The sequence below is a fragment of the Arthrobacter sp. UYCo732 genome, from assembly GCF_040547265.1.
GTDB lineage: Bacteria > Actinomycetota > Actinomycetes > Actinomycetales > Micrococcaceae > Arthrobacter.
On the sequence record NZ_JBEPPJ010000003.1, the window covers coordinates 230,682 to 257,216 of the forward strand.

Annotated in this window: 22 protein-coding genes and 2 pseudogenes; 20 read left to right on the plus strand and 4 right to left on the minus strand. The window is 65.8% G+C overall.

Annotation, left to right across the window (positions count from 1 at the left end):
• The first annotated feature begins 31 nt into the window (after positions 1-31).
• From ABIB45_RS07225 to ABIB45_RS07260, 8 genes are all read left to right on the plus strand, one after another.
• Positions 32-736: a hypothetical protein gene (locus ABIB45_RS07225; protein WP_354215224.1), complete on the plus strand. Its 705-nt coding sequence runs from the start codon at positions 32-34 to the stop codon at positions 734-736.
• Positions 733-5,178: a type VII secretion EssC family protein gene (locus ABIB45_RS07230; protein WP_354215225.1), complete on the plus strand. Its 4,446-nt coding sequence runs from the start codon at positions 733-735 to the stop codon at positions 5,176-5,178. Before ABIB45_RS07225 ends, ABIB45_RS07230 begins: the two co-directional genes overlap by 4 nt.
• 122 nt (positions 5,179-5,300) lie before the next feature.
• The gene (locus ABIB45_RS07235; RefSeq protein WP_354215226.1) at positions 5,301-5,885 is read left to right on the plus strand and encodes a hypothetical protein; all 585 of its coding nucleotides are present in this window, start codon (positions 5,301-5,303) and stop codon (positions 5,883-5,885) included.
• 209 nt (positions 5,886-6,094) lie between these two features.
• Positions 6,095-6,358 carry a WXG100 family type VII secretion target gene (locus ABIB45_RS07240; protein ID WP_354215227.1) on the plus strand — a complete coding sequence of 88 codons (264 nt, stop codon included), beginning with the start codon at positions 6,095-6,097 and terminating at the stop codon, positions 6,356-6,358.
• Positions 6,359-6,511: 153 nt separating this feature from the next.
• A complete protein-coding gene (gene ligA, locus ABIB45_RS07245; protein ID WP_502909168.1) occupies positions 6,512-8,824 on the plus strand; it encodes an NAD-dependent DNA ligase LigA in 2,313 nt (770 codons plus the stop codon).
• Positions 8,821-9,639: an inositol monophosphatase family protein gene (locus ABIB45_RS07250; RefSeq protein ID WP_354215228.1), complete on the plus strand. Its 819-nt coding sequence runs from the start codon at positions 8,821-8,823 to the stop codon at positions 9,637-9,639. Before ligA ends, ABIB45_RS07250 begins: the two co-directional genes overlap by 4 nt.
• A 26-nt stretch (positions 9,640-9,665) precedes the next feature.
• A complete protein-coding gene (locus ABIB45_RS07255) occupies positions 9,666-10,178 on the plus strand; it encodes a GNAT family N-acetyltransferase (RefSeq protein ID WP_354215229.1) in 513 nt (170 codons plus the stop codon).
• Between the two features lie 37 nt (positions 10,179-10,215).
• Positions 10,216-10,599, plus strand: a complete 384-nt coding sequence (locus tag ABIB45_RS07260) for a RidA family protein (protein ID WP_354215230.1) — start codon at positions 10,216-10,218, stop codon at positions 10,597-10,599.
• Between the two features lie 125 nt (positions 10,600-10,724).
• Here the strand turns inward: ABIB45_RS07260 and ABIB45_RS07265 are convergent.
• A pseudogene (locus ABIB45_RS07265) lies at positions 10,725-10,868 on the minus strand (helix-turn-helix domain-containing protein); the annotation flags it as partial.
• 178 nt (positions 10,869-11,046) lie between these two features.
• Between ABIB45_RS07265 and ABIB45_RS07270 the strand changes: the two are divergent.
• The 5 genes and pseudogenes from ABIB45_RS07270 to ABIB45_RS07290 all read left to right on the plus strand — a co-directional run.
• Positions 11,047-11,475: pseudogene (locus ABIB45_RS07270) on the plus strand (citrate:proton symporter); the annotation flags it as partial.
• Between the two features lie 145 nt (positions 11,476-11,620).
• Positions 11,621-11,917 carry an Asp-tRNA(Asn)/Glu-tRNA(Gln) amidotransferase subunit GatC gene (gene gatC / locus ABIB45_RS07275; protein ID WP_354215231.1) on the plus strand — a complete coding sequence of 99 codons (297 nt, stop codon included), beginning with the start codon at positions 11,621-11,623 and terminating at the stop codon, positions 11,915-11,917.
• 2 nt (positions 11,918-11,919) lie between these two features.
• Positions 11,920-13,506 carry an Asp-tRNA(Asn)/Glu-tRNA(Gln) amidotransferase subunit GatA gene (gatA, locus tag ABIB45_RS07280; RefSeq protein WP_354215232.1) on the plus strand — a complete coding sequence of 529 codons (1,587 nt, stop codon included), beginning with the start codon at positions 11,920-11,922 and terminating at the stop codon, positions 13,504-13,506.
• Positions 13,506-15,014, plus strand: coding sequence for an Asp-tRNA(Asn)/Glu-tRNA(Gln) amidotransferase subunit GatB (gene gatB / locus ABIB45_RS07285; protein ID WP_354215233.1), 1,509 nt, complete (start codon positions 13,506-13,508; stop codon positions 15,012-15,014). The genes gatA and gatB overlap by 1 nt, the downstream gene beginning before the upstream one ends.
• Before the next feature lie 195 nt (positions 15,015-15,209).
• Positions 15,210-15,842, plus strand: coding sequence for a hypothetical protein (locus ABIB45_RS07290; RefSeq protein ID WP_354215234.1), 633 nt, complete (start codon positions 15,210-15,212; stop codon positions 15,840-15,842).
• Between the two features lie 90 nt (positions 15,843-15,932).
• Here ABIB45_RS07290 and ABIB45_RS07295 read toward each other — a convergent pair whose 3' ends face one another.
• Complete coding sequence (locus tag ABIB45_RS07295) at positions 15,933-16,844, minus strand: LysR family transcriptional regulator (protein ID WP_354215235.1); 912 nt, start codon at positions 16,842-16,844, stop codon at positions 15,933-15,935.
• Positions 16,845-16,982: 138 nt separating this feature from the next.
• On the opposite strand from ABIB45_RS07295, the gene tdh reads away from it, so the two are divergent.
• The 5 genes from tdh to ABIB45_RS07320 all read left to right on the plus strand — a co-directional run bounded on the left by tdh (position 16,983) and on the right by ABIB45_RS07320 (position 22,602).
• Positions 16,983-18,029, plus strand: a complete 1,047-nt coding sequence (gene tdh / locus ABIB45_RS07300) for an L-threonine 3-dehydrogenase (RefSeq protein WP_354215236.1) — start codon at positions 16,983-16,985, stop codon at positions 18,027-18,029.
• An 8-nt stretch (positions 18,030-18,037) separates the two neighbouring features.
• The gene (locus ABIB45_RS07305; RefSeq protein ID WP_354215237.1) at positions 18,038-19,234 is read left to right on the plus strand and encodes a glycine C-acetyltransferase; all 1,197 of its coding nucleotides are present in this window, start codon (positions 18,038-18,040) and stop codon (positions 19,232-19,234) included.
• Positions 19,235-19,294: 60 nt separating this feature from the next.
• Positions 19,295-20,479 carry an NAD(P)/FAD-dependent oxidoreductase gene (locus ABIB45_RS07310; protein WP_354215238.1) on the plus strand — a complete coding sequence of 395 codons (1,185 nt, stop codon included), beginning with the start codon at positions 19,295-19,297 and terminating at the stop codon, positions 20,477-20,479.
• Positions 20,480-20,490: 11 nt separating this feature from the next.
• Positions 20,491-21,702, plus strand: a complete 1,212-nt coding sequence (gene hutI / locus ABIB45_RS07315; RefSeq protein ID WP_354215239.1) for an imidazolonepropionase — start codon at positions 20,491-20,493, stop codon at positions 21,700-21,702.
• A gap of 111 nt (positions 21,703-21,813) precedes the next feature.
• Complete coding sequence (locus ABIB45_RS07320) at positions 21,814-22,602, plus strand: DeoR/GlpR family DNA-binding transcription regulator (RefSeq protein ID WP_354215240.1); 789 nt, start codon at positions 21,814-21,816, stop codon at positions 22,600-22,602.
• A gap of 51 nt (positions 22,603-22,653) precedes the next feature.
• Here ABIB45_RS07320 and ABIB45_RS07325 read toward each other — a convergent pair whose 3' ends face one another.
• Positions 22,654-23,334: a histidine phosphatase family protein gene (locus ABIB45_RS07325; RefSeq protein WP_354215241.1), complete on the minus strand. Its 681-nt coding sequence runs from the start codon at positions 23,332-23,334 to the stop codon at positions 22,654-22,656.
• Between the two features lie 43 nt (positions 23,335-23,377).
• On the opposite strand from ABIB45_RS07325, the gene ABIB45_RS07330 reads away from it, so the two are divergent.
• Positions 23,378-24,163, plus strand: a complete 786-nt coding sequence (locus tag ABIB45_RS07330) for a CPBP family intramembrane glutamic endopeptidase (protein WP_354215242.1) — start codon at positions 23,378-23,380, stop codon at positions 24,161-24,163.
• 131 nt (positions 24,164-24,294) lie between these two features.
• Here ABIB45_RS07330 and ABIB45_RS07335 read toward each other — a convergent pair whose 3' ends face one another.
• Positions 24,295-24,933: a VOC family protein gene (locus ABIB45_RS07335; RefSeq protein ID WP_354215243.1), complete on the minus strand. Its 639-nt coding sequence runs from the start codon at positions 24,931-24,933 to the stop codon at positions 24,295-24,297.
• A 204-nt stretch (positions 24,934-25,137) separates the two neighbouring features.
• On the opposite strand from ABIB45_RS07335, the gene ABIB45_RS07340 reads away from it, so the two are divergent.
• The gene (locus ABIB45_RS07340; RefSeq protein ID WP_354215244.1) at positions 25,138-26,463 is read left to right on the plus strand and encodes a bifunctional o-acetylhomoserine/o-acetylserine sulfhydrylase; all 1,326 of its coding nucleotides are present in this window, start codon (positions 25,138-25,140) and stop codon (positions 26,461-26,463) included.
• Positions 26,464-26,535 lie beyond the last annotated feature (72 nt).

Sequence of the window (26,535 nt, forward strand, 5' to 3'; positions counted from 1 at the left end):
GCGGGCAGCGCCCGGCGAGGAGGCACGGAAAATGGGGGATCTAGCAATAGATTTCTGTGGTGAATGGTACGAACCGTCCGATGAGGAAATCTTCAACATCGGCCGCGAAGGCGATCTTGAGGTGGACGACAACCCCTACCTTCACCGTCAGTTCCTGCAGGTGGCCCGGTACGACGGGATCTGGTGGCTGAGCAACGTCGGCAGGATGCTTTCCGCCACGGTGGCCGACGGCTCGGGCGGCATGCAGGCCTGGCTGTCGCCGGGGGCACGCATTCCGTTGGTGTTCAGCCACACGAACATCATCTTCACTGCCGGTCCCACCACGTACGAGTTCGCTGTCCACCTCAAGACACCGTCCTTCCGGCAGCAATCACGGGAAGACGACAGCAACGGCGACACCACGATCGGCCCTGTCGTTTTCACCGACTCCCAGAAGGCCCTCATCGTGGCGCTCGCCGAGCCGATGCTGCGGCGCGAAGGGACCGGGTTCAGTGCCATCCCGTCGTCGGCGGCCGCAGCCAAGACCCTGGGCTGGGCACTCACGAGGTTCAACCGGAAGCTGGACAACGTCTGCGACAAGCTTGACCGCGTCGGTGTCATGGGACTGCGCGGCGGCGGCGGAAAACTGGCCACCAACCGGCGCGCCCGCCTCGTCGAACACGCGGTCACCACCCATCTGGTGACCGCCGAGGACTTGTACCTTTTGAAAAAGATGAGGGGCGTGGACGAAGGATGAGGATCAGGCTGACACTCCGCCGGGATCCGGCGGAAACCAAGGACCTGGCCGTCACGGTCGACGGCCTGGCCACCGTGGCGGACATCGCCACGCAATTGTGGGTGGCCGACCCCGACAGGAAGGGCTCCATGGCGCCGGGGAACCTCTCATTGCGCATCGACGAGGCATTTGTGGGCGGTGGGATGCGCGGCAACGTCCTGACCCGGACGGACAACCTGCTGGAGTCGGGACTGCGCCCGGGATCCGTGGTTTCGCTGGCTGAGGTCAGCGACCACTTCAACGCCCCCGGCGCCAACCGCGGCCCCGCCGCCGCCACCCTGCGGATCCTGTCAGGGCCCGACGTCGGGCAGGAGTTTTCGCTGCCCTCCGGCACCAGCTACATCGGCCGGGACCGGGACGTGGACATCCGGCTTTCGGACCCCCTGACCTCCAAACGCCACGCCCGCATCACGGTGGGCGAGAGCGTGGAGATCGTGGACACCAACTCCGCCAACGGCCTCCTCATGGATGGCCTTCCCGTCACCCGGGCCACCCTGAACTCCTCGGACACCGTCACCCTGGGGGAGACCACCGTCACGGTGGTGCCGCTGGGACACAAGCAGGCGGCAGCGCCGACGTCGCCCCTTGTTGATTTCAACCGCTCCCCACGGGTGGTTCCCCGCTTTGACGCGCCCAAGCGGGTGCCCCCGGCGGGTCCCAAACGGCCGGACCACCAAGCGTTCCCGTACATCATGCTGATGGCACCGCTCCTGATGGGCGGCATCATGTTCGCGGTCACCCGGAACATGCTCTCCGTGATCTTCATGATGATGATGCCGCTGTTCATTGTGGGCCACTACGTGGACCACAAAATGCAGACCAGGCGGCAGCAGAAGGAGCAGCTCAAGCAGTTCCGGGAGTCCATGGCCGCTTTCCGGCAGGACATCACCGAACTGCAGCATGTGGAACGTGCAGTCCGACTGCAGGAAGCGCCCTCGGTCAGCGACACCGTGGACTCCATCTACAAGCTGGGCCCGCTGCTGTGGACCCACCGCCCCGAGCACCTCGGCTTCCTCGGCTTGCGGTTCGGGCTCGGCACCAGCCCGTCCCGCATCATGTTCGAGGAACCCAACAACAACGACACCGCAGCCGAATACATGCGCGAGATCCAGGACTGCCTGAAACAGTTCCGGGACATCGAAGGCGTGCCCGTGGTCTCCCAGCTGCGCACGGCCGGGGCCTTCGGCGTGGCCGGGGCACGCGGTCTCGTCGACGATGTGGCCCGCGGCATGGTGCTGCAGTTCGTTGGGCTCCATTCGCCCGCGGAAGCCGTAGTCACGGCCATCACCTCGGCGCAGTCCCGGCAGCGCTGGGACTGGCTGCAATGGCTGCCCCACGTCGGTTCCGGCCACAGCCCCCTTCCCGGCGACCACCTGGCCGCCGGTTCCGCCGGCGGCTCCACACTCCTTGCCCGGCTTGAGGACCTTGTCGACGCCCGCGAGGCGATGGCCAAGCGTTCCGCCCCGGAGCCGAGGGGGACCATCGACCCCGCCAAACACGAGCTTCCCGCCCCGGTGCTGCCGGCGGTGCTGGCCATCGTCGAGGACGACGCCCCGGTTGACCGCGGCAGGCTGACCCGCCTCACCGAACGCGGCCCGGATTCCGGCGTCCACGTGATGTGGGTTGCCACCGACATCCAGGCCCTCCCGGCCGCCTGCCGCGACTTTATGGTGGTGGACGGTGAAAACGGCACCACCACCGGTCAGGTTCGGCTGGGCCGGCACACCTATCCTGTCAGCTGCGAAAGCCTTGACGCCGAACTTGCTGCCCAGCTGGCAAGGATGCTGGCGCCCGTGGTGGACGTTGGCAAGCCGGTCACTGACGATTCGGACCTGCCGCGAGCGGTCTCCTACGCCACCCTGATCGGCAAGGACTTCCTGGACAACCCGCAGGCCGTCGCGGAGCGCTGGGAAGAGAACAATTCCGTCCATGCCTCAGCCGTGCCCAACCGGAAGGACAACGGAACCCTCCGCGCGCTGGTGGGTTCGAAGGGCATTGAGCCCCTCTATCTGGACCTGAAGAACGAGGGCCCGCACGCGCTGGTGGGCGGTACCACCGGTGCCGGCAAATCCGAGTTCCTCCAGTCCTGGGTCATGGGCATGGCCGCGGCCTACAGCCCGGACCGGGTGAGCTTCCTGTTTGTGGACTATAAAGGCGGGGCCGCGTTCGCCGACTGCCTCAACCTGCCCCACACCGTGGGTCTGGTCACCGACCTCTCCCAGCACCTGGTCCGCCGCGCGCTGACGTCCCTCCGGGCGGAGCTGCACTACCGGGAGCACCTGCTGAACCGGAAGAAGGCGAAGGACCTGCTGGCGCTCCAGCGCGAAGCCGATCCCGAGGCTCCGCCGTACCTGGTCATCATCGTTGATGAGTTCGCGGCGCTGGCCACCGAGGTGCCGGAGTTTGTGGACGGCGTGGTGGACGTGGCCGCCCGCGGCCGCTCCCTGGGCCTGCACCTGATCCTGGCCACGCAGCGTCCGGCGGGGGTCATCAAGGACAGCCTGCGGGCCAACACGAACCTCCGGGTGGCCCTGCGAATGGCCGATGACGACGATGCCACCGACATCCTGGGGGTGCCTGACGCAGCCTACTTCGATCCCACCATTCCGGGACGCGGCGCCGCGAAGACCGGACCTGGCCGCATCCAGGGGTTCCAGACCGGCTACGCCGGCGGCTGGACTACCGAAAAGCCCCAGCGCCCGCAGATCGACATTGTGGAAATGGCGTTCGGGTCCGGGCAAAGCTGGGAGGCGCCCGCCCCGGAGAAACCCGTCAAGGAAGCTCCTGCCGGTCCCAACGACATCGCCAGGATGACCACCAACATTGTCCGTGCAGCCGAATCGCTGGCCATCCGGCCGCCGCGCAAGCCGTGGCTTGACGAGCTCGCCACCACCTACGACTTCTCCAAGCTGCCTAACCCGCGGACCGACGAGCGGCTGCTCCTGGGCGTAGCGGATGATCCCACCCGCCAGGACCAGCCCACCGTGTTCTACGAACCGGACAAAGACGGCAACATGGCCATCTACGGCACCGGCGGCTCCGGCAAGTCCGCCGCCCTGCGCGGAATCGCGATTGCCGCCGCCGTCACGCCCCGTGGTGGTCCCGTGCACATCTACGGCATTGATTGCGGATCCGCCGGGCTCAAGATGCTGGACGGGCTCCCGCACGTGGGCGACGTCATCGACGGCGACGACGTGGAACGGGTCGGCCGGCTGCTGCGCCTGCTCAGCGATATCGCCGATGAACGGTCTGCCCGCTTCGCCGAGGTCCGGGCCTCCACCATTGGCGAATACCGGACCCTGGCGGACCGCCCCGACGAGAAGCGTATCTTTGTCCTGCTCGATGGCATGTCGGCTTTCCGCGAGACGTACGAATACAGCCGCCTGTCTCCGTTGTGGGACATCTTCCTGCAGCTGGCCACGGACGGGCGCCCCCTGGGCATCCACCTGGTCATCACCGGTGACCGGCCCAACTCCGTGCCGGCGTCATTGCTGGCCTCCATCCAGCGCCGGCTGGTCCTGCGGCTGTCCTCCGAAGACGACTACCTGTCCATGGACGTCCCCAAGGATGTGCTCAGTGCCTCCTCACCCCCCGGGCGCGGCTTGTTGGGTGGCCTCGAAGTACAGTTGGCCGTCCTGGGCGGGAACTCCAACCTCGCCCTGCAGGCCCGCGAGGTCCACAGGCTCAGCCAGGCCATGCTGCGGCAGGGGCTGGAACAGGCGCCAAAGATCCAGCGGCTCCCGGAGCAGGTGGACCTGGACCTGCTGCCCGCCGGCAGCCCGGACCTCCCTGTCATCGGCGTCGACGACGAAACCCTCCTGCCTGCGGAGATCACGGCCCAAGGCCCGCTGCTTCTGGCAGGGCCTCCGGGAGCAGGGCGCACGGTGGCGCTTGTCAGCCTGGCCTACGCGCTGCGCCGCACCAACCCGGATACCGAACTCGTGTACATCGGCTCGCGCCGGTCCGCAGTGGCATCCCTGCCACTGTGGAACCGCTCCGTGGTAGGGGCGGACGACCTTGCCGAAGTGGTGGAAGACCTGGTGGAGCACTCCATCGGCAATCCCGGCAAGGTGGCCATCTTCGTTGAAGGCCTGACCGAGTTCACGGACACGGCGGCGGAATCGGGCATGTCGCAGCTCGTGACGGCGTCCATCAAGGCTGACCAGTGGGTTATCGGCGAATCCGAAACATCAACCTGGTCCTCTGCCTGGTCACTCTCACAGCCGTTCAAATCAGGCCGCCGCGGGCTGCTGCTGAACCCGGGGGACATCGAAGGGGACAGCCTGCTGAGCACCTCGCTGGGCCGTGTCAGCCCGGAGTTCATCCCGGGCCGCGGCTACATCGTGGGACGCGGCAAGGCGCGCAAGCTGCAGATCGCTTTGCCGCCTGAAAACAGGGACTGAGTCCAGCCATCGCCGCGGGCCCGTAAAACCGAGGATTTGCGGGCCCGCGGCGCGTTGTAGGAGACTACGGGAACCACTAGTTCGCCGCGGAAAGGTGCCGCGCGCCCTCCGTAAAGGCAAACATGATCCGATCCTCTTCCGTGCTCCGCCACGTCACCTCTGCGGTGGCCACAGCGGTGCTGGCGCTCACCGTTGGCCTGTCGGCGGCGGTCCCGGCTCGGGCAGACGACGGCGGCGTGACCCCGGGATTGTGCATCCTGAACTGTCCGTCCGGGAGCGCACAGCCGGACGAACCGGGCAAGCGGAAGCCGAGTGTCCCGCCGCCGGACACTCCTTCCCCGCCGCCTTCAGCGCCCGCCCCGGCCCCCACATTTCCCGCCATTCCAGCAGCGCCGGCACCCGCTCCCGTTCCCGCCGTCGCCCCGGAGCCCACGGTTCCTGCACTTGAGGAGACACCGACGCCGGACGCCGCCACCACCACCGCGGAACCATCAGCGACTACCGCGAGCCCGTCCACTGAGTCGAACTGGGATAAACCAGTCACGAGATCGGCAAAGCACACCCAGGCAGCCGCCGTTTCGCGGAACGATGACTCAGGGCTGTTCGGAAGTCCTGGGCTGCTGGCCATCGTGGCGGGGGTGCTGCTGGTGGGAATCTCCGGCCTGGCGTTCGCCTGGTGGGGCCGGAACCGCCTCGCGTCGCATTGACTCGACGGTGAGCCCTTTGGTGATCGAGTTTGTCGGGCGCCAGGTTCGGCACGCTGAAACCACCGAAATGCTGTCCGGCATGGGCAGCGGTGCCCATCGACGGGTTTCCGGGGCCGGGATAGGTTTCAGGTAATGGATCTTCCGGATCAGCCGGGGGCCGCTGGGGATGCCGATCTGGATCGGATCCAACGACGCATGAGGAGAAACTGATGGCGATTTGGGGCGCAGATGTAGAGCAGCTCAGGACTCTTGGCACGAAGCTGCAGGCCGGTGCTTCGGAGATCGAGCAGCAGAGGTCCAACCTGTCCCGCCTTCTGGACAGCACCACCTGGGAAGGCCCGGACGCGAAGAACTTCCGCAGCGAATGGTCAGGCACCCACACCAGTGCGCTGAACCAGGTCATCCAGGCGCTGAAGGATGCCGGCCAGAAGGCCACCAAGAACGCCAACGAGCAGGACCAGGCTTCACGCTAGCCAGCACCGCTTGACTGACCCGCTTGACTGAGGGCCCGGACACCACAAGTGCCCGGGCCCTCTGGCATCCGGGTCTTGGTTGATCAGCGAGCGATCGGGGGCGACGACCCCGTGTGTGGGCACGATGTCGGGGGCGTAGGGCAAGATAGGTCTGTGAGCACAGCACCGGGCCCCGCGGGGGAAACAGCCGCCAGTAATGACGCCTTGACTGAACCGGACGCCGTCCCTTCGGGGTCCGTCCGCGAAGAATACGAGAACCTGGCCGACCTCGTCAGGAAATACCGGTTCGCGTATTACCAGGAGGACGAACCCCTGGTCTCGGACGCGGAATTCGACGAACTGTTCCAGCGCCTGGAAGAGATCGAGGCCCTGCACCCGGAACTCGTTGCCAATGACTCGCCCACACAGGAAGTGGGCGGCGAAGTCTCAGCCGCGTTCGCCGCCGTCGAACATCTGCAACGCATGTACAGCCTCGAGGACGTCTTTTCCCTGGAGGAGCTGCAGGCGTGGCTCACCAAAGCCGAGGCCGGCATTGCCAAACTGGGGGACACTGCCCGGCCCGCATGGCTCACCGAACTCAAGATCGACGGCCTGGCAGTGAACCTGTTGTACCGCGACGGCAAACTGGTCCGGGCCGCGACCAGGGGTGACGGAACCACCGGCGAAGACATCACGCATAATGTGCTGACCATCAAGGAAATCCCGCAGGAACTGACCGGCAGCGGCTTCCCGCCGGAGATGGAGGTCCGGGGCGAGGTCTTCATCCCGTCCAAGGCATTCGCGGAATTCAATGAGGCACTGATCGAGGCCGGCAAGGCGCCGCTTGCCAATCCCAGGAACGCCGCCGCCGGTTCCCTCCGGCAGAAGGACCCCGCAGAGACGGCAAAACGTCCGCTTCGCATGTTCGTCCATGGCATCGGTGCGCGTGTCGGACTGGAAACCCTCAGCCAGTCCCAGACCTATGCCGTGCTGGAAAAATGGGGTCTGCCCGTCAGCCCCTACTTCGAGGTCCTCGGGAGCCTCCCGGAAGTGCTGGCGTTCATCAAGCGGTACGGCGACAAACGGCACAGCCTCATGCACGAGATCGACGGCATTGTGGTCAAGGTTGACGAGCTCGCCACCCAGCGCGCCCTCGGCTACACCACTCGTGTGCCGCGGTGGGCTGTGGCGTACAAATACCCGCCGGAAGAAGTGCACACCAAACTGCTGGACATCGCTGTCAACGTGGGGCGGACCGGCCGGGTGACCCCGTTCGGCGTGATGGAACCAGTGAAAGTCGCCGGGTCCACGGTGGGGATGGCCACGCTGCACAACCAGGACGTCGTCAAGGCCAAGGGCGTGAAGATCGGCGACATTGTTGTGCTGCGCAAGGCCGGCGACGTCATCCCCGAGATTGTTGGCCCGGTGCTGGCCCTGCGCGCCCAGCAGCAACCGCCGGTGCGGGACTTTGTGATGCCCACTGAATGCCCCTCGTGCGGAACCCCGCTTGCTCCCGGCAAGGAGGGGGACGTGGACATCCGCTGCCCCAATGCCCGGTCCTGCCCAGCGCAGCTGCGGGAGCGGGTCTTCCACCTGGCCGGCCGCGGGGGGTTCGATATCGAAGCCCTCGGCGGGGAAGCCGCCATCGCTTTGACCTCTGGTCCGGGTGTGGATCCGGCCACCAACTGTGGAAGGGTGGAACCCGCCGGCGACGGCATCCTGGGAAGTGAGTCCGAACTGTTTGAACTGGCTGCGGACTCGGGACTGGAGGAACTGCGGAACAAGCTGGCAGACGTGAAGGTCTGGCGGGAGAAGCGCGTCAAGGGCGAGGGCACCGGGACGTGGGATCTGGTCCCATACTTCTGGACTCGAGCCACCGCCAAGACGCCGTCCAAGCCCACGGCAACCACCACCAAGCTGTTCAACGAACTGACCAAAGCCAAGACCCAGCCACTGTGGCGGGTGCTGGTGGCGTTATCAATCCGGCACGTGGGTCCCCGGGCGTCACGGGCCCTGGCCACGGCCTTCGGCAGCATGGAGAACATCCGGAAGGCCTCGGAGGAAGACCTGGCCCACGTGGATGGCGTTGGGCCCACCATCGCTGCCGCGCTCAAGGAATGGTTCGCCGAGGACTGGCACCTGGAAATCATCGACCGCTGGGCTGCTGCCGGGGTCCGGATGGAAGACGAACGTGATGAGTCCACGCCACGGACCTTGGAGGGGCTGATCATTGTGGTCACCGGCTCGCTGCCCACGTTCAGCAGGGACGAGGCGAAGGAAGCTATCCTCATCCGGGGTGGCAAAGCCGCGGGCTCGGTCTCCAAAAACACGAGCTATGTGGTGGCCGGCGAGAACGCGGGCACCAAGCTCGATAAGGCCGAGCAGCTGGGAATTCCCGTGCTGGACGAGGACGGTTTCCGGGAGCTTCTGGCGAACGGTCCGGCCACGGCTCCGGGTGCTGATGATGCGGAGAGTGCAACCGAATGAATCACCCGGACATCACCTCGGAACTGCTGAAGGTGGCCAAACAGGCGGCGGCCGCGGGCGCTGAAGTGCTGGCATCGCGCAATGGCGATGCCCTGGACGTCAGCAACAAGGGTGACGCCGGTGACTGGGTCACCGCCTTTGACGTCGCTGCGGAAGATGCAGTCCGGCAAGCCATCACCGCTGCCCGGCCGCAGGACACCATTACGGGGGAGGAACACGGGACCACCCGGCCGGCTTCCCCCAGCGGCTACCGCTGGTCCATCGACCCGCTGGACGGCACCACGAACTTCATCCGGAACATCGTTTACTACGCCACTTCCGTGGCAGTGGCGGATTCCGACGGCGTCTGGCTGGCCGGCGTCGTCAACGCACCGGCGCTGGGCCGCACCTATTACGCTGCCCGCGGCCAAGGCGCCTGGCTGGAAGAGCGCGGCCGGCTGACACGGCTGGAGGGCCCCGTAGCGGGCCGCGCCGGCCAGATCCTGGCCACCGGTTTCAGCTACGATCCCGCGATCCGCACCGAACAGGCCGCGCTGCTCGGCGACCTGATGGAAGGATTCGCCGACGTCAGGCGGTTGGGTTCGGCCGCGCTGGACCTCTGCCTGGTAGCTGATGGAACCCACGACGCCTACGGCGAACGGGGCCTCAACGAACATGACTTCTCTGCCGGTGCGCTCATCGCGGAGGAAGCGGGCTGCTGGGTGCGGCGTCCCCGCCTGGACAGTCCCCTCGACGGCGGCCCCACCGATGCGGACAGGCTGGCGGCCTGGACCTGCGCTGCAACCCTGGAGCTTTCGGGAAAGTTTCCGCTGTAACCCTGCAGCGGAACTAGCATTGTCAGGTGCAGCAGTCAATAACCATCAGACCCGCCGTTGAGGCAGACTTTAACGCCATCGCCAGGATTACCCGGGACTCCTACCTCGCAGCGGGGTACTTCGACAGTGCGGACCACCCGTACATGCAGCAGATCCAGGACGTCGCTGCGCGTGCTTCGAAGGCCACAATCTGGGTTGCCGAGCGCAACGGGCAGGTGGTGGGTTCTGTGACGCTGGCGCTCGCGGGCGAACAGTACGCCGACATAGCGCTCGATGATGAGGTGGAATTCCGGATGCTGGTGGTGGACCCTGCCGTGCAGCGCAGCGGGGCAGGGCAGGCCATGGTGGAAGCCATCATCGCGCACGCAAGATCGCTGGACGGGATAAACGGAGTGGCTCTGACGACCGGCAAGACGTGGGAGAGCGCCCATGGCCTGTACCGGAAGACCGGCTTCCGGCGGGTCAGGGAACGCGACTGGCTGATCCCGGGCACCGACATAAAGCTGATGGTTTACCGGCTCGACGTCCAGCAGCCATAAAGTGGTGCCGACTCATTCCAGCACTGAAAGGCCCACTATGCGCAAAACATTCGGCACGGGCTCTGTTTGGGAACAGTCCCTCGGCTACTCCCGGGCCGTCCAGGTGGACAATACCCTCTACATTTCGGCGACTGCCGCCAGCGGTGAAGACGGCATCGTGGGCGAGGACTTCTATACCCAGACCCAGTTCATCCTCCAGAAGCTTGGCACTGTCCTGGCCGACGCCGGTTTCAGCTTCGACGACGTAGTGCAGTCCAAGCTGTACCTGACGGATATCAGCAAGTGGGAAGAAGCCGGCCGCGCCCACGGCGAGGTCTTCGGCGACATCCGCCCCACCTTGTCGCTGGTGCACGTCCTGCCGTTCCTGGACCCGAAAATGCTGGTGGAGATCGAGCTCGTCGCCCAGAAGAGCGTCAGCTAGCAGGCACGCTACGCGGGGACACGCATCCTCCGCGTGCTCGCACGTTCCTCGCTTAGACGCACGCTTCCAGATACCTGTCCCCGTCTGGCGTGTCCTAAAGGCGCTCTTGGCCCGCCGACGGTTTGTTAGGAAGTTGGCCGCCCGTAGCGGTCTTCAGGGCGGCCGGTGGTCCCGTATCGGAGTTGGATGTCGACGGCGCCGTCATCGGCCAGCGAGGACAGGTATCGCCGGGCCGTGGCCCGGGAAACCCCTACCAGGGTGGCTACCTCCCCGTCCAGGCCACCCCCGTCCAGGCCACCCCCGTCCAGGCCACCCCCTCCAGACCAGCACCGCCTGGCTGCGGCGGTGTAGTTAAAGTCATCGGCGAAGAAGGCCTCGGTGTCCGTCCCGGGGCCAGCCCGTCGCCGGAGTCGGCGACGACGATGAGCAGCGTCCCGCCGTCGTCGTGCAATGGTCATGGCCGCGGCCGTCCTCCCCGGCGTCCCGAAGGGCACCGGCATGGTCGAGGCCACGTCGGCGTGGCTGGTCCAGATCATCCCGTCGGACATGGGCCCGTTTCTGGCCGTCATCACCGGTGTACTCAGCATCCCCATGCCGTTCTCCATGAGCAACGACGCCTTCTACTCCGGCGTGCTGCCGGTCCTGGGCGAGACCGCTGCGCACTACGGCGTCAGCAGCGCCGAGATGGCCCGCGCCTTGATCACCGGACAGCCGTTCCACCTGCAGAGCCGGCTGGTTCCCGCCATCCTGCTCCTGGTCCCCCCTGGCCAAAGTGGACCTGGCCACCATCATAAGAAGGTCCTGTGGCGCACCGCTGTGGTCGCCCTCGTCATGTTGGCAGTGGGAATGCTGACCGGAGCCATCGGTATCGGTTAGTCTTATGCTGCCTGTGGCCGGTCCACGTGACCGGGACCACGGCACCGAGGTGCCCGTCTGACGCCCGCTGGGGGTCGTCAGACGGGCACTGACGTTTCCCCACTAGACTGGTTCGGAAAACAATCCGAACTTGCAGGGGAGATCCATGGCTGCGATCAACCGTGACGACGTTGCGCACCTCGCGCAGCTCGCTCACATCGAGATGAGTGCTGAAGAGCTGGACAGGATGGCCGGCGAACTCGCCGTCATCGTTGAGTCAGTGAAGTCCGTGAGTGAAGCCGCCGGTGATGACGTCCCGGCAACCTCCCACCCGATCCCGCTGACCAACGTGTTCCGCGAGGACGTTGTGGGCCATACGCTCACCGCGGAGCAGGCACTCTCGGGAGCTCCGGATTCTGATGAGAACCGCTTCAAGGTCCCGGCAATCCTGGATGAGGCATAACCATGACTGACAACAACGAACTCATCCGCCTCTCCGCCGCCCAGCTGGCGGCGAAGCTTCGCGCCGGCGAGGTCACCTCCGTCGAGGTCACCCAGGCGTTCCTTAACCGGATCGCAGCGGTCGACGGCGGCGAACGCGGCGTGCACGCGTTCCTGCACGTCAACACGGAAGAGGCCCTCGCCGTCGCCGCCGAAGTGGACGCCATCCGCGCCGCCGGCGGCGCCGCAGCTGAGGAACTCCACGAACTCGCCGGCGTGCCCATTGCGGTCAAGGACCTCATCGTCACCATCGGCCAGCCCACCACGGCAGGGTCTAAAATCCTCGAGGGCTGGCACAGCCCCTATGACGCCACCGTGGTCAAGCGGCTCCGCGCCGCCAAAATGCCCATCCTGGGCAAAACCAACCTGGACGAGTTCGCCATGGGTTCATCCACGGAGCACTCCGCATACGGCCCCACGCGCAACCCCTGGGACCTGGACCGGATCCCGGGCGGTTCCGGCGGTGGCTCGGCAGCCGCCGTCGCCGCGTTCGAAGCGCCGCTTGCTCTCGGCACGGACACCGGCGGGTCCATCCGCCAGCCCGGCGCCGTCACCGGCACCGTGGGCGTCAAGCCCACCTACGGCAGCGTCTCCCGCTACGGCGCCATCGCCATGGCCTCCTCCCTGGACCAGATCGGCCCGGTCTCCCGGACCGTGCTGGACTCGGCGCTCCTGCACCAGGTCATCGGCGGGCACGATCCGTTCGATTCCACCTCCCTGCCGGACCCGCTGGAAGACCTGGTGGCCGCTGCCCGCGTGGGCAACGTAGAGGGCCTGCGCATCGGCATCATCAAGGAACTCCACGGCGAGGGCTACCAGGCCGGCGTCGAAAACCGTTTCAACGACTCCCTGGAACTGCTCAAGGAAGCGGGCGCGGAAATCGTTGAGGTCTCCTGCCCCAACTTCCAGTACGCCCTCGGCGCCTACTACCTGATCATGCCGTCGGAGGCCTCCTCCAACCTGGCAAAGTTCGACGGCGTCCGCTACGGCCTGCGCGTCCTGCCCGAGGACGGGCCCCTGACCATCGAACGCGTGATGGCAGCTACCCGCGCCGCCGGCTTCGGCGACGAAGTCAAGCGCCGCATCATCCTTGGCACCTACGCCCTGAGCGCCGGCTACTACGACGCCTACTACGGCTCGGCACAAAAGGTGCGCACGCTGGTCCAGCGCGACTTCGACGCCGCGTTCGCACAGGCCGATGTGCTGATCTCGCCCACGGCCCCCACGACGGCGTTCAAACTGGGCGAGAAGCTCAACGACCCGCTGGCCATGTACCTCAATGACGTCGCCACCATCCCCGCCAACCTGGCCGGCGTCCCGGGCCTGACCCTGCCGGGCGGCCTTGCGGACGAGGACGGCCTGCCCGTCGGCATCCAGCTCCTGGCCCCGGCTCGCCAGGACGCCCGCCTCTACCGGGTGGGCGCTGTCCTGGAATCCCTCCTCGAAGCCAAATGGGGTGGCCCGCTGCTGGCCCAGGCGCCTTCGCTGGTTGAGCGTGTTGGATTTCGGCAGGCTCAATTACCGATGATCGAAACCCAGGAGGCAAAATAGTGAGCACCGACGCAACCCTGAGCTTCGAAGAGGCCATGGAGAAGTACGATCCCGTCCTGGGGTTCGAGGTCCACGTGGAACTCAACACCAGGACCAAGATGTTCTCCTCCGCGCCCAACGTTTTTGGCGATGAGCCGAACACCAACGTCAACGAGGTGGACCTCGGCATGCCGGGCGTGCTGCCGGTGGTGAACAAGACAGCCATCGAGTCCTCGATCAAGATCGGCCTGGCGCTCAACTGCAAGATCGCCGAGTCCTGCACGTTTGCCCGGAAGCAGTACTTTTACCCGGACACCCCCAAGAACTTCCAGACGTCACAGTATGAAGACCCGATCGCGTACGACGGCTACCTGGACATCGAACTCTCGGACGGCACCATCTTCCGGGTCGAGATCGAGCGTGCCCACATGGAAGAGGACGCCGGCAAGCTGACACATATGGGCGGGTCTGCCGGCCGCATCCAGGGTGCCGACTTCTCGCTGGTGGACTACAACCGTTCCGGCGTGCCGCTGGTGGAAATCGTCACCAAGCCCATCGAAGGGGCCGGTTCCCGCGCTCCCGAGCTGGCCAAGGCGTATGTGGCCGCTGTTCGGGAGATCGTCAAGAACCTTGGCGTGTCCGACGCGAAGATGGAACGCGGCAACGTGCGCTGCGACGCCAACGTCTCGCTCCGACCGCACGGCCGCGAACGCTTCGGCATCCGTTCCGAGACCAAGAACGTGAACTCGCTGCGAGCCGTCGAACACGCCGTCAACTATGAGATCCGCAGGCACGCTGCCGTCCTGGACTCCGGCGAGCCGGTCATCCAGGAAACGCGCCACTGGCACGAGGACACCCGTACGACAACGTCGGGCCGGGCAAAGTCCGACGCGGACGACTACCGCTACTTCCCGGAGCCGGACCTGGTGCCGATCGTCGCTTCCCGCGAATGGGTGGAGGAACTGCGTGCCACCCTGCCCGAGCCGCCGGCCGAGCGCCGCAAGCGACTGCAGGCCGACTGGGGCTATTCGGACCTCGAATTCCGCGACGTGGTCAACGCCGGTGTCATGGACGAGATCGAGGAAACCATTGCCGCTGGCGCCACGGCCACCGTGGCCCGCAAGTGGTGGATGGGCGAGATCGTGGGCCGCGCCAAGAACGCCGACGTGGACCCCGGCCAGCTGGGCGTCAAGCCGGAAACCATTGTGGAACTGAACAAAATGGTGGAAGCCGGCAAGATCAACAACAAGATGGCGGCCGAAGTCCTGGACGGCGTGCTCGCCGGCGAAGGCACCCCGGCGGAGATCGTGGAACAGCGCGGCCTCGCCGTGGTCTCCGACGATGGCCCCCTGCTGGAAGCCATCGACGCCGCCCTGGCCGCGCAGCCCGACGTCGCGGACAAGATCCGCGGCGGCAAGGTCCAGGCCATCGGCGCGATCGTGGGCGGGGTCATGAAAGCCACCCGCGGGCAGGCCGACGCGGCCCGCGTCCGCGAGCTGATCCTGGAGCGCCTCGGCGTCGAAGGCTAAACCCCACGGCCTAACCCAACTGGGTCGCAGTTAATGTCGCGAAAACCCCTTTTGACGACGTTAACTGCGACCCAGTTTGGCGTGTAAGTACTCGTTTACTGCCGCTGCAAAGTACCCGTGTTCAGCACGGCGCCCCGGTTCTACACTGAGGGTCCAGGGCGCCGGTGCCCTGCGCGTGCCGTGGGAGGTCTGGTCATGTCAGTTCGGGAGCCGCTGAGGCTGCGCAAGGCAATACTGGCCGGCGTGGTGGCGCTGGCGCTGACCGGCGCGGGCACCGCGATCGCCTGGTCCGCCACCGACACGCCGTCTGCCTCGCCGTCTCCGTCGGATTCTGCCCCGGGCCAATCGGGCCAATCGGGCAAAGCGGACAAAGACAAGGCGGACAAAGCCCAGCGTCCACAGCATCTGCACAGCGAGAGTGTGGTCAAGAAGGCGGACGGGACGTTCGAAACGCACCTGACCCAGCAGGGCACGGTGGAATCCGTCACTGGAACCTCTGTCACCGTGAAGAGCGAGGACGGCTTTTCGCAGAGCTACGCGGTCAACGCTGACACTAAGATCGTGAAGTTCCCTGCCCCTGCTGCGGACGGCGCACCGGCAAAGAGCAACGACGGCAAACGGCTCGGGCCCGTAGAGGCCGCCATCGGGGAAATCGCCACGGGGGAGTCGGTCCGCGTCTCCGGCGTGAAGAGCGGCAACGACGTCGCCGCCCGCCAGATCGTTGAAGGCGCCGGAACCGGCCTCCGGAACGGGATGGGGCTCGGGAAAGGCCACGGGAAGGGACTGGGCCTGGGCAAAGGCCACGCGAAGGGGCACGGCCAGCGCTAGCTACCCTCCCCAAGTAGGTAGCAGCAGATGTCGTTTTGAGCGCTCATAACGACATGTGCTGCTACCCAGTTGGAGCGGCCGCCCGTGCGGTCAACTGTCCTCCACCAGCCCGGTCATGATTGACTGCAGGGCCTCGCACACAATCATCACCGACCGGCGCTTCAGGTTCTCCGGGCGGGCCAGGATGTCGATCCGCCGCCGCGTGCTAATGCCCTCGAGCGGCCGCAACACGATCGCCGGATTGAGTACCGGCCGCGCGGTATGCCGCGGCAACAGGCCCACCACGCCACCGGCCGCCACCAGTGCGGCGACCGTGGAGTAGTCGTTGATCCGGTGCACGATGTTCAGTTCCTTACTGGAGACGGCCGCGACGGCGGACAGCACGTCGGCGGGGGAGTAACCGGTGTGGCTGGTCACCCAAGGTTCGCCCACGACGTCGGCCGCTGTGACGGTGCCTTGACCGGCCAGACGGTGGTAGGCCGGGAGAGCGACGTCCAGCGGTTCATGCGCCAGCGGAATCACCGCCACCCGTTCCTCCGGCCACCGCGGACTGTGGTCCATCCGGTGCGCCAGCACCAGGTCGTAGCGCGCAGTCAGAGCCGGGAAGTCCTGCTGCGCCACGTCCTCGTCGGAGAGCTGGATCCTGGGCTGGCCGGGCGCGTCCAGGAGCCGTGCGAGCGGGGCAAACAGCGCCTGGCCGGCGCTGTGGAATCCGCTGAGCGTCACCGGCGCCACCGGTGAGCCGTGATACGCGCCGATCGCCGTGCGGGCATCCGCCATGGCGCTGACGACGGCGGCCCCGGCGTCGGCAAGCACCTGGCCGGCCGCTGTGAGCACCAGGTTCCGCCCCTCCTTCCGGGTCAGCGGGACCTCCACGTTGCGCTGCAGCAGGGACAGCTGCTGGGACACGGCGGACGGGGTCACCATCAGCGTTTCGGCCACTGCCTTCACACTGCCCAAGGCACCTAGCTCCCGAAGGATTTCCAGCTGATGAATTTCCATCCACCCAGTCTAAGCATTAGGTTTTGCTTTATCGTCGATTGAGAAAATACTGCTTGTGCTAATGCTTTGGACTGGCTCTAATGAAGGTAGATCGCCGTCCCGCGCGAAGCGGGGCGGCCACCAACAGTCAGGAAGCCAATGAAGGCCCTTTATAAATCCGGACCACACGCCGGGTTCGAGCTCGTTGACCGGCCGGAGCCCGAAGCCGGTCCCAACGACGTCAAGATCCGGGTAATGACCACCGGCATCTGCGGCACGGACCTGCATATCCAGTCGTGGGATGCCTGGGCCCAGGGAATGATCGAGGCACCGCTGATCGCGGGCCACGAATTCTACGGCGAAGTGGTGGCAACAGGTGAGGATGTGCGGGACGTCAAGGTAGGGGACCGCGTCTCCGGCGAGGGCCACGTGGTCTGCGGGATCTGCCGCAACTGCCGCGCTGGACGCCGCCAAATGTGCATCCACACCGTCAGCGTCGGCGTGCAGCGGGACGGCGCCTTCGCCGAGTTCGTGGTCATCCCCGAGACCAATGTCTGGGTGCACCACGATCCTTCCGTCACCCCGGAGCTCGGCGCAATTTTCGATCCGTTCGGCAACGCCGTGCACACCGCACTCAGCTTCCCGCTGGTGGGCGAGGATGTGCTCATCACCGGAGCAGGTCCCATCGGCCTCATGGCCATCGCCGTGGCCCGGCACGCCGGGGCGCGCAAGATCGCCATCACGGACGTGTCCCAGCCACGGCTGGACCTTGCCCGCCAACTGGGCGTGGACCTGGCAATCGATGTCTCCAGCACCCGCGTCAAAGACGCGCAGCGTGAGTTGGGCATGCGTGAAGGTTTTGACATCGGCATGGAAATGTCCGGCCACCCCACCGCGCTGCCTGAGATGATCGACAACATGAACCACGGCGGACGCATTGCCATGCTCGGCCTGCCCAGCCAGGACATCACCATCGATTGGGGCAAGGTGGTCACACACATGCTGACCCTGAAAGGCATCTACGGCCGGGAAATGTACGAGACCTGGTACGCCATGAGCGCCATGCTCTCGTCCAACCCGGTGCTGCATGCCGGCATCTCGGCCGTGGTGACGGACAGGCTCCCCGCCCTGGAGTGGGAAAAGGGCTTCGATATTGCCCGCGCCGGCGTCGGCGGAAAAGTTGTCCTCGACTGGACCGAACTCTAAGGAGCACCATGTACACCTCCACCAAGGAGCAGCTGCAGGCCGAGCTGGACGACATCCGCACCGCCGGGCTGTTCAAAACCGAACGCAGCATCAACTCCCCACAATCCAGCCACGTCACGGCGGGCCAGATCGGTGAGGCAGGCGCAGACGTCCTGAACTTTTGCGCCAACAATTACCTTGGCCTCGCCGACCACCCGGACATCATCGCCGCAGCCAAAGACGCCATGGACACCCGTGGCTTCGGCATGGCCAGCGTTCGCTTCATCTGCGGCACCCAGGACCTGCACCTGGAACTGGAAGCCCGGGTTTCCAGGTTCCTCGGGACGGAGGACACCATTCTGTTCTCCAGCTGCTTTGATGCGAACGGAGGCGTGTTCGAATCCCTTTTCGGGCCGGAAGACGCCATCATCTCCGACGCCCTGAACCACGCCTCCATCATCGACGGCATCCGGCTCTGCAAGGCCCAGCGGTTCCGCTACGCCAACCAGGACATGGCGGACCTCGAGGCCAAGCTTGTTGAGGCGAAAGATGCCCGCCGCAAGATCATCGTCACCGACGGCGTGTTCTCCATGGACGGCTACCTGGCGCCGTTGGTAGCCATTTGCGACCTCGCGGACAAGTATGACGCCCTGGTGATGGTGGATGACTCCCACGCTGTCGGATTCATGGGTGCCACCGGAGCGGGTACTCCGGAGCACGCCGGCGTGTCGCACCGCGTGGACATTTACACCGGAACCTTTGGCAAGGCGCTGGGCGGCGCCTCGGGCGGGTACGTGTCTGGCCGCAGCGAAGTGGTGGCCATGCTCCGGCAGAAGGCCCGGCCGTACCTGTTCTCCAACTCCCTCGCCCCCGCCATCGTGGCCGCGACTATCAAAGCGCTGGACCTGGTGGAGAATTCCGGGGACCTGCGGACCAGGCTGTTCGACAACGCCGGGCTGTTCCGCCGCCGGATGACCCAGGAGGGCTTCGACCTCCTGGCCGGCGAACACGCCATTGTCCCCGTCATGTTCGGCGATGCCGTGATGGCTGCCAAGGTGGCGGACCAGATGCTCCAGCATGGTGTTTTTGTCACCGCGTTCAGTTTCCCGGTGGTCCCGCGCGGCGCCGCCCGGATCCGTGTGCAGCTCTCGGCCTCGCATTCAGCGGACGACGTCGAAGCCTGCGTCGGTGCCTTCGTCGCCAGCCGTGCCGCAGTGGTGCGCTGACTCCTGCAGTGCAGGGTCAAGCCTGGCGCGGCGGCCCTGCAACTCTGCAAGGATGGAGCCATGACAGCACATTACGACGTCCTGATCGTCGGCGGCGGCATAGCGGGTCTGTCGCTGGCGTCGGCGCTCGCCGGCAGCTGCAGCGTTGCTTTGGTGGAAGCGGAGCAGGAGCTGGCGTACCACACGTCCTCCCGCTCCGCCCGCCAGCTCATCCCCAGTTACGGGCCGGAAGTTGTCCAGGAATTGACGCTTCGAACGCTGGCTCTGATGGCGGCACGGGACGCAGAACTGCCCACGCCGGTCCTGTCGCCCCGCAGTTTTATGCTCATCGGCACCGAGGGATCCGTCCGGGCCGAGGCCAGCGGCCAGATGAAGCCCGTTACACATGCGAGGGCGTTGGAACTGTGTCCCGCCCTCGTGCCGGAATCGTTTACCGCCGCCGGTCTGGACACCGGATCCTTCGGCTGCGACGCCCCGCTGCTGCTGGCTGACCACCGGCAGCGGGCGGAAGCCGCCGGCGCCGACATCATCACCGGCGCCCGGGTGTATTCCGGCCAGCGGCTGGGGTCCGGCTGGGAGGTCGGCGCTGGCCAGGAAGCCTTCCAAGCCGGCGTCCTGGTCAACGCCGCCGGCGCCTGGGCCGACGAACTCGCCGTCATCAGCGGGGTGGAGAAGCTCGGGCTGCAGCCGTACCGGCGCACTGCGGCCATTGTCGACGTCGAACGTTCCCTCCCTGATGACAGCCCCATGGTCGCGGCAGCAGATAACTCGTTCTACTTCCGCCGCGAAGGCGGCGGGGTGCTGATCTCGCCGTCGGAAGCGGTGCCCAGCGGCCCTGAGGACGCCCGGCCGCGGCCCGGCGACATCGAGCGCCTCATCGTCAAGCTCAACCAGCTGACCACGCTCGGGATCAGCGGTGTCCGGACCGCGTGGACGGGGCTCCGGACCGAGGCGGCCGACGGCATTCCGGTGGCAGGCTTCGACGCCGAGGCTCCCGGGTTCTACTGGCTCGCCGGACAGGGCGGTTACGGTTTTCAGACCTCGGCAGCGATGGCCGAGCTCGCTGCCGCCCAGATCCTGGCAGGGCAGGGGACCGGGCAGGATTCAAGGCAGCGTGCAGGGCAGGAGGCAGTGCAGGACGCAGGGCGGAGTGCACAACCCGCCGCCGCGCCGGATACCCGCACCCGTCCGGAATCCCGGACAGCGGAGGCGCTGGCCGCCACGCGCTGGTCCATCCGGCGCTGAAGAATGGTTCCATGAGTACCCTGATCACCAATATCGCCGAGCTGATGACCCAGGACCTGGAGCACCGGGTCCTGAAAAATGCCGCCGTGGTGATCGAGGGTGAGCGGATCGCCTGGCTTGGTGCCGCGGCGGACGCCCCGTCGGCCGATGATGCCGTGGATGCCGGCGGCCGGGCCGTGCTGCCCGGCTGGGTGGATTCCCACACTCACCTTGTCTTCGCCGGGGACCGCACCGCGGAGTTTGAAGCCCGGATGGCGGGGGAGCCCTACTCTGCGGGCGGCATCGCCGTGACCGTGGACGCCACCCGGTGGACGTCCGACTACGACCTCACCAAGCTGGCCATGGCCCGCGTGTCTGAGGCCGTCTCCCAAGGCACCACCTACCTCGAAACCAAGACCGGGTACGGGCTGGATGTTGAGCATGAGGCGCGCAGCGCAAGGATCGCTTCCACCGTGGCCGACGAAGTCACATTCCTGGGCGCCCACCTGGTGCCCGCGGGCACCGATGCTGAAGCCTACACAGGCCTCGTCTGCGGCCCCATGCTGGCCGCCGTCCGGCCCTACGTCCGATGGGCGGATGTGTTCTGCGAGGAAGGTGCCTTCAACGCTGACCAATCCCGCCGGGTCCTTGAAGCCTGCCGGGCTGCCGGACTGGGGATCCGGGTCCATGGCAACCAGCTCGGTGCCGGCCCCGGCGTCCGGCTGGCGGTGGAGCTGGGGGCGGCGAGCGTGGACCACGTGAATTACCTGTCGGCCGGGGATGTCGCAGCGCTCGCGGACAGCTGGTCCGGTTGGAATCAGGGAACGGGGATTGGCGAACGGGGGACCGTGGCCACGTGCCTGCCTGCCTGCGACCTGTCCACCCGGCAGCCGCTGGCCCCTGGGCGTGAGCTGCTGGATGCCGGCGTGCAGGTGGCGCTGGCCTCCAACGCCAACCCGGGCACGTCCTACACCAGTTCCATGGCCTTCTGTGTGACGACCGCGGTGCTGCAGATGCGTCTCAGTGTCCACGAGGCGGTGCGTGCCGCTACATACGGCGGCGCACTCGCACTGCACCGGGAGGCAGGGAACGACGCCGACGGCGAACGTGCGGTGGGATCCCTCGCCGTGGGGCACCGTGCGGACCTGCAGATGCTGAACGCCCCGTCTGCCACGCATCTCGCCTACCGTCCGGGCATGCCCCTCACGTACGCTGTGTGGCGGGCCGGCGCACGGGCACGATAGTTGCGTAGCGCCCAGGTCAACAGCCACCACAGTGACTTAATGTGATCGTTTGCCTCTGTTATGATCAATAAACGTCACATTTTGGTGATTGGTTGACTCTGAAAGGCCCCTATGACCCGCACTGACCGTCTGACGGCCATCCTGGATATCCTCGCCAAGACCGGCCAGGTGGAGGTGGAGGAGATCGTCACACAGCTGGGCGTCTCACCGGCCACGGCGCGGCGGGACCTGGACAGCCTGGCCAACCGGCGGCTGCTGACCCGGACCAGGGGCGGCGCCACCATCGGGGCGCTGGCATATGACCTGCCCGGGCGATACAACCGCGACGACCACGCCGAGGCCAAGGAACAGATAGCCCAGGCCGCTTCGGCACTGATTCCGCCGGGCGCCGTGATCGGGCTCTGCGGCGGCACCACCAGCACCGCACTGGCGCAGATCCTGGCAACCCGCGAAGACCTCAACGCCCCGGCCAACCAGTCCACGCTGACGGTGGTCACCAACGCCATCAATATCGCTTCGCAGCTGGCTGTCCGGCCCAACATTAAAGTCATGGTGACCGGCGGCATCCTCAACCCGCGCTCCTACGAGCTGGTGGGCCCCTACACGGACATCATCATGCAGAAGGTGGTCCTGGACATCGCGTTCATCGGCGTAAACGGTATCGACCCGGAGGTAGGCCCCACCAACACCGGTGAGGGCGAGGCGTCAGTGAACGCCCTGCTGGCCAGCCGGGCCCGGGTGTCCTACGTGCTGGCGGATTCCTCCAAGGTGGGAGTCCGGGCTTTCGCCACGATGGACGGCTACGCCTTCAACCGGCTGATTACGGACCACGGTATCTCCGCCGAGGACAAGGCAGCGTTCGAAGCCAACGGCACGGAAGTGATCGTGGCGCCGCACTAATATGTGCTGGCCGGTGTCCTGAACCACAGGCGGCCCGGCCCATCATCAGCTCTAATAGATCAGCGGCGGCGCATCCAGGACGGTCGCGTCCACCCGGCGGTCCACCCACTGGGTGAACGGCATATCCAGTTCATACTTATCGAGTTCGGTGCGCACCAGGGTCCGGACCTCGGAGTTGTTCGGGTTGTTAAGCGATTCGAAGTACTCCACCGACCAGTGGAACCAGCGCATGCAGAATAGCCGCATGGTCAGTCCGTGGGTTACCAACAGTGTGTTCGGTGCGTAATCCGGTTTGGACCAATGGCGGTAGAGCGTCTCCATGAAGGATGAGATCCGGTCGTAGACGTCTGAGCCGGATTCGCCCTCCCGGAACCGGTAGAAGAAATGCCCGTAGGCGTTGCGGAGCTCCTTTTGGTCCTCGATCTCGCCGCTGATCTGGAAATTGGCCCAGTCCTGTTCGCGGAGGCGCGGTTCCTCGATCACCCGCTCGGTCAGGTTACCCAGGTTGAGTGCCTCGAGGGTCTGGTATGCCCGCAGGTAAGGCGAAACATACACGCAGACCTGCCTGCCTTCCAGCTCACGGCGGATCCGTTCGCCGGCCGCTGTGGCCTGCTCCAGGCCGAGGGGAGTCAGTGGAATCCGATAGTCCGGGACCCTGTTGTAGATGGACGTATCGACGTTGGCCGTGGACTGGCCGTGCCTGACCATGATGATTTTTCCTGGCGCGCTCATAAGCCCCAAGCATAAGTGGGTGTTAACCCGGCAAGATGGAACCATGTTGGTTCCCTCGCGCCGTCGGCTGCGTATCGAAGTCTGGATTGTGCTTGGACTGTCCCTGGGGCAGTCCGCCGTGTACTCAGTGGTTCAACTGCTGGACAAGATGTCGCGGGCCCCGCTTGCGGAGGGAACCTCCACGCTGAACCAGTCGCGGAGTTCCCGCGAATACTTCGACCTCACGTACCAGTTGCTGGATATTATCTTTGCCCTGGTACCCGTGCTCCTGGTTATCTACTTCCTCACGGACCAACGGCAGTCGGGCGCGGGCGCGGGCGTGAGCACGCACGGCAGTTCGGCCTTCCAGAAGCTCGGATTCAATTTCGCCAGGCCGGGCCGTGACCTGTTGCAGGGCCTTGGCCTCGCAGCACTGATCGGGATTCCATCGCTGGGCCTCTATGCCGCGGGCCGGGCGCTGGGAATCACTACCGCCATCATTCCCAGCGCACTCGACGCCCACTGGTGGACCATTCCCGTGCTGATCCTCTCCGCCCTGCGGCATGCCGTGGTGGAGGAAGTCATAGTGGTGGGCTACCTCCTGGACCGCTTCGGCAAGTTCGGCTGGAGCATACCGCTGGCAATTTTTACCAGTTCCCTGCTCCGCGGCACCTATCACCTGTACCAGGGATTCGGGCCGTTCTTCGGCAACGTCGTTATGGGGGTGGTGTTCGCTTGGCTTTATACCAGGACGAAGCGGGTGATGCCGCTGGTCATCGCCCATGCGGTGCTGGACATTGTGGCTTTTGTGGGCTTTAGCTTGTTCGGCCGGGCTGTTGGCTTGGGGTGACGCGGCTGGGTTCCGTTAAAGCGATTCGGCCGCCGTCGGCAGGTGACGTCGTTGTCACGCGCTGATGGCGGCCGAAGATGTGATCCGGGCAGCGCTGCCCGGGGGATCGGATATTGGTCGGAAACGGACCGTCAGATGGTGACGGCTCCGGTGGCAGTTTCGAACGTCACGGACAGGATGCCTGGGGTTCCCTTCGGTGCAACCCACTCGACTGCCACGTCCTCCAACGGCTTCTCTACCGGTTCACCCAGCCAAGCCGTCACTCGCTCGGCGGACCCGGCGATAGTCAGGCAGCTCATCTTGACGTTGCTCTCATAGGCGTTGGACGGGTGGAGGGAGGGGTCGCCCTCCCACTTGAGCATGTAGGGAACCTGCGGGTCCGCGATCAGGCCCAGGATGCCGATCTGCTTCCAGGCCAGCTCACGACCGTCCGGGAACTTGCGGTTGCCGTTGACGGCGGCCCGGCCCAGGCGGTCTTCGAACGGGGCGAGGTCGTCCACTTCGACGCACCATCCCATCCAGCCGCCGCCGGCTTCGGACCGTGCCCGGACAGCCTGCCCGAAGGGAGCCTTGTCCGAAGCCGGGTGGTTCAGAACCTCTACAACTTCCAGGTATTTGTGGTCGGCGAGGGGAATGATCATGTTTCGGGTTCCGAAACGGGGGTGCACTCCACCCTTCACGGCTTCAACGCCGAGGGCGGACGAAATACGTTCGGTGGTGGCAACGAGGCCATCTTGTTCACAGGCGTAAGAGACGTGATCCATGCGCATGCCATCATCTTGGCACTTTGTGATGCGCCTCTCAGCTAAGGGTTGCCTTACCAGGTTTTGTGTTTCGGCAGCCCATCGACACCCGCGCACAACAACCCTGAAAACCGCCCCTGACCACCTTCGTCACAATCCTGTTACCGGCCCGGAAGCCTTCCTACACTGAACGCACATGCGCAGTGCCATATCTCGTCAAAGGAGCCCTGAATGTCGAACGGATGGTCTTTCGAAACCCGCCAGATCCATGCTGGCCAGGAGCCGGACAGCGCCACAGGCGCCCGTGCCCTCCCGATTTACCAGACGACGTCGTTCGTCTTCCCCAGCGCGGAAAGCGCCGCCAACCGGTTTGCCCTCGCGGAGCTCGCGCCGATCTACACACGCATCGGCAACCCCACGCAGGATGCCGTGGAGCAGCGTATTGCCAGCCTGGAGGGCGGGCTGGCGGCCCTTCTGCTGAGTTCCGGACAGGCGGCGGAAACCTTTGCCATCCTGAACATTGCCGAGGCCGGGGACCATGTGGTGGCCAGCCCCAGCCTCTACGGCGGTACTTACAATCTCCTGGCGCACACCCTGAAGAAGTTCGGCATCTCCGTGACGTTTGTGGCGGACCCGGACAACCTGGAGCAGTGGCGGGACGCCGTGCAGCCCAACACCAAGCTCTTCTTTGCCGAGGTGGTCTCCAATCCGCGACAGGACGTGCTGGACATCGAGGGCGTGTCGCAGGCCGCCCACGATGCCGGCGTGCCGCTGATCGTGGACAACACCCTGTCCACGCCTTACCTGATCCGCCCGCTCGAATGGGGCGCAGACATTGTGCTCCATTCGGCGACCAAGTACCTGGGCGGGCACGGCTCTGCCATCGCCGGCGTGATCGTGGACTCCGGCAATTTCGACTTCGGCAAGGACCCGGAACGGTTCCCCGGCTTCAACACTCCGGATCCGACGTACAACGGGCTCGTGTACGCCCGGGATCTCGGGGCCGGAGGGGCGCTCGGCGCCAACCTGTCCTACATCCTGAAGGCGCGGGTCCAGCTGCTTCGTGACCTCGGCTCGGCGGTGTCCCCGTTCAACGCCTTCCTGATTGCCCAGGGGCTGGAGACGCTGAGCCTGCGGGTGGAACGGCACGTGGCCAACGCAGTCGACGTTGCGCGCTGGCTGGAGGCAAGGGACGACGTCGAATCGGTCGCCTATGCGGGTCTGCCGTCCAGCCCCTGGTACGAACGGGGCCGCAAGTACGGTCCCAAGGGCACCGGTGCCGTGGTTGGATTCACCCTGGCCGGCGGGGCGGAAGCAGGCAAGCGCTTCGTGGACGCCCTGGATCTCCACTCGCACGTGGCCAACATCGGGGACGTCCGCTCGCTGGTCATCCACCCGGCGTCCACCACGCACAGCCAGCTCCCACCCGAGCAGCAGGCCATCGCCGGTGTGACACCGGGGCTGGTGCGTCTATCGGTGGGCATCGAACACATTGATGACATCATCGCCGACCTCGAAGCAGGGTTCCGGGCGGCCAAGGGCGCGGCCGTCAGCTGAGCCAGGAAGCCCCGCGAAGTCACAACCAGTCACACTCTTAGCCAGAGGCCGGGGCTGTTTCGTACACTCGAA

What these genes read in the sequence shown, in the direction of transcription:
- ABIB45_RS07225 (WP_354215224.1), top strand. Translation starts at nt 32, where the DNA reads ATGGGGGATCTAGCAATAGATTTCTGTGGTGAATGGTACGAACCGTCC.
- ABIB45_RS07230 (WP_354215225.1), top strand. Translation starts at nt 733, where the DNA reads ATGAGGATCAGGCTGACACTCCGCCGGGATCCGGCGGAAACCAAGGAC.
- ABIB45_RS07235 (WP_354215226.1), top strand. Translation starts at nt 5,301, where the DNA reads ATGATCCGATCCTCTTCCGTGCTCCGCCACGTCACCTCTGCGGTGGCC.
- ABIB45_RS07240 (WP_354215227.1), top strand. Translation starts at nt 6,095, where the DNA reads ATGGCGATTTGGGGCGCAGATGTAGAGCAGCTCAGGACTCTTGGCACG.
- ABIB45_RS07250 (WP_354215228.1), top strand. Translation starts at nt 8,821, where the DNA reads ATGAATCACCCGGACATCACCTCGGAACTGCTGAAGGTGGCCAAACAG.
- ABIB45_RS07260 (WP_354215230.1), top strand. Translation starts at nt 10,216, where the DNA reads ATGCGCAAAACATTCGGCACGGGCTCTGTTTGGGAACAGTCCCTCGGC.
- gatC (WP_354215231.1), top strand. Translation starts at nt 11,621, where the DNA reads ATGGCTGCGATCAACCGTGACGACGTTGCGCACCTCGCGCAGCTCGCT.
- gatA (WP_354215232.1), top strand. Translation starts at nt 11,920, where the DNA reads ATGACTGACAACAACGAACTCATCCGCCTCTCCGCCGCCCAGCTGGCG.
- ABIB45_RS07290 (WP_354215234.1), top strand. Translation starts at nt 15,210, where the DNA reads ATGTCAGTTCGGGAGCCGCTGAGGCTGCGCAAGGCAATACTGGCCGGC.
- ABIB45_RS07295 (WP_354215235.1), bottom strand. Translation starts at nt 16,844, where the DNA reads ATGGAAATTCATCAGCTGGAAATCCTTCGGGAGCTAGGTGCCTTGGGC.
- tdh (WP_354215236.1), top strand. Translation starts at nt 16,983, where the DNA reads ATGAAGGCCCTTTATAAATCCGGACCACACGCCGGGTTCGAGCTCGTT.
- ABIB45_RS07305 (WP_354215237.1), top strand. Translation starts at nt 18,038, where the DNA reads ATGTACACCTCCACCAAGGAGCAGCTGCAGGCCGAGCTGGACGACATC.
- ABIB45_RS07310 (WP_354215238.1), top strand. Translation starts at nt 19,295, where the DNA reads ATGACAGCACATTACGACGTCCTGATCGTCGGCGGCGGCATAGCGGGT.
- hutI (WP_354215239.1), top strand. Translation starts at nt 20,491, where the DNA reads ATGAGTACCCTGATCACCAATATCGCCGAGCTGATGACCCAGGACCTG.
- ABIB45_RS07320 (WP_354215240.1), top strand. Translation starts at nt 21,814, where the DNA reads ATGACCCGCACTGACCGTCTGACGGCCATCCTGGATATCCTCGCCAAG.
- ABIB45_RS07325 (WP_354215241.1), bottom strand. Translation starts at nt 23,334, where the DNA reads ATGAGCGCGCCAGGAAAAATCATCATGGTCAGGCACGGCCAGTCCACG.
- ABIB45_RS07330 (WP_354215242.1), top strand. Translation starts at nt 23,378, where the DNA reads ATGTTGGTTCCCTCGCGCCGTCGGCTGCGTATCGAAGTCTGGATTGTG.
- ABIB45_RS07335 (WP_354215243.1), bottom strand. Translation starts at nt 24,933, where the DNA reads ATGCGCATGGATCACGTCTCTTACGCCTGTGAACAAGATGGCCTCGTT.
- ABIB45_RS07340 (WP_354215244.1), top strand. Translation starts at nt 25,138, where the DNA reads ATGTCGAACGGATGGTCTTTCGAAACCCGCCAGATCCATGCTGGCCAG.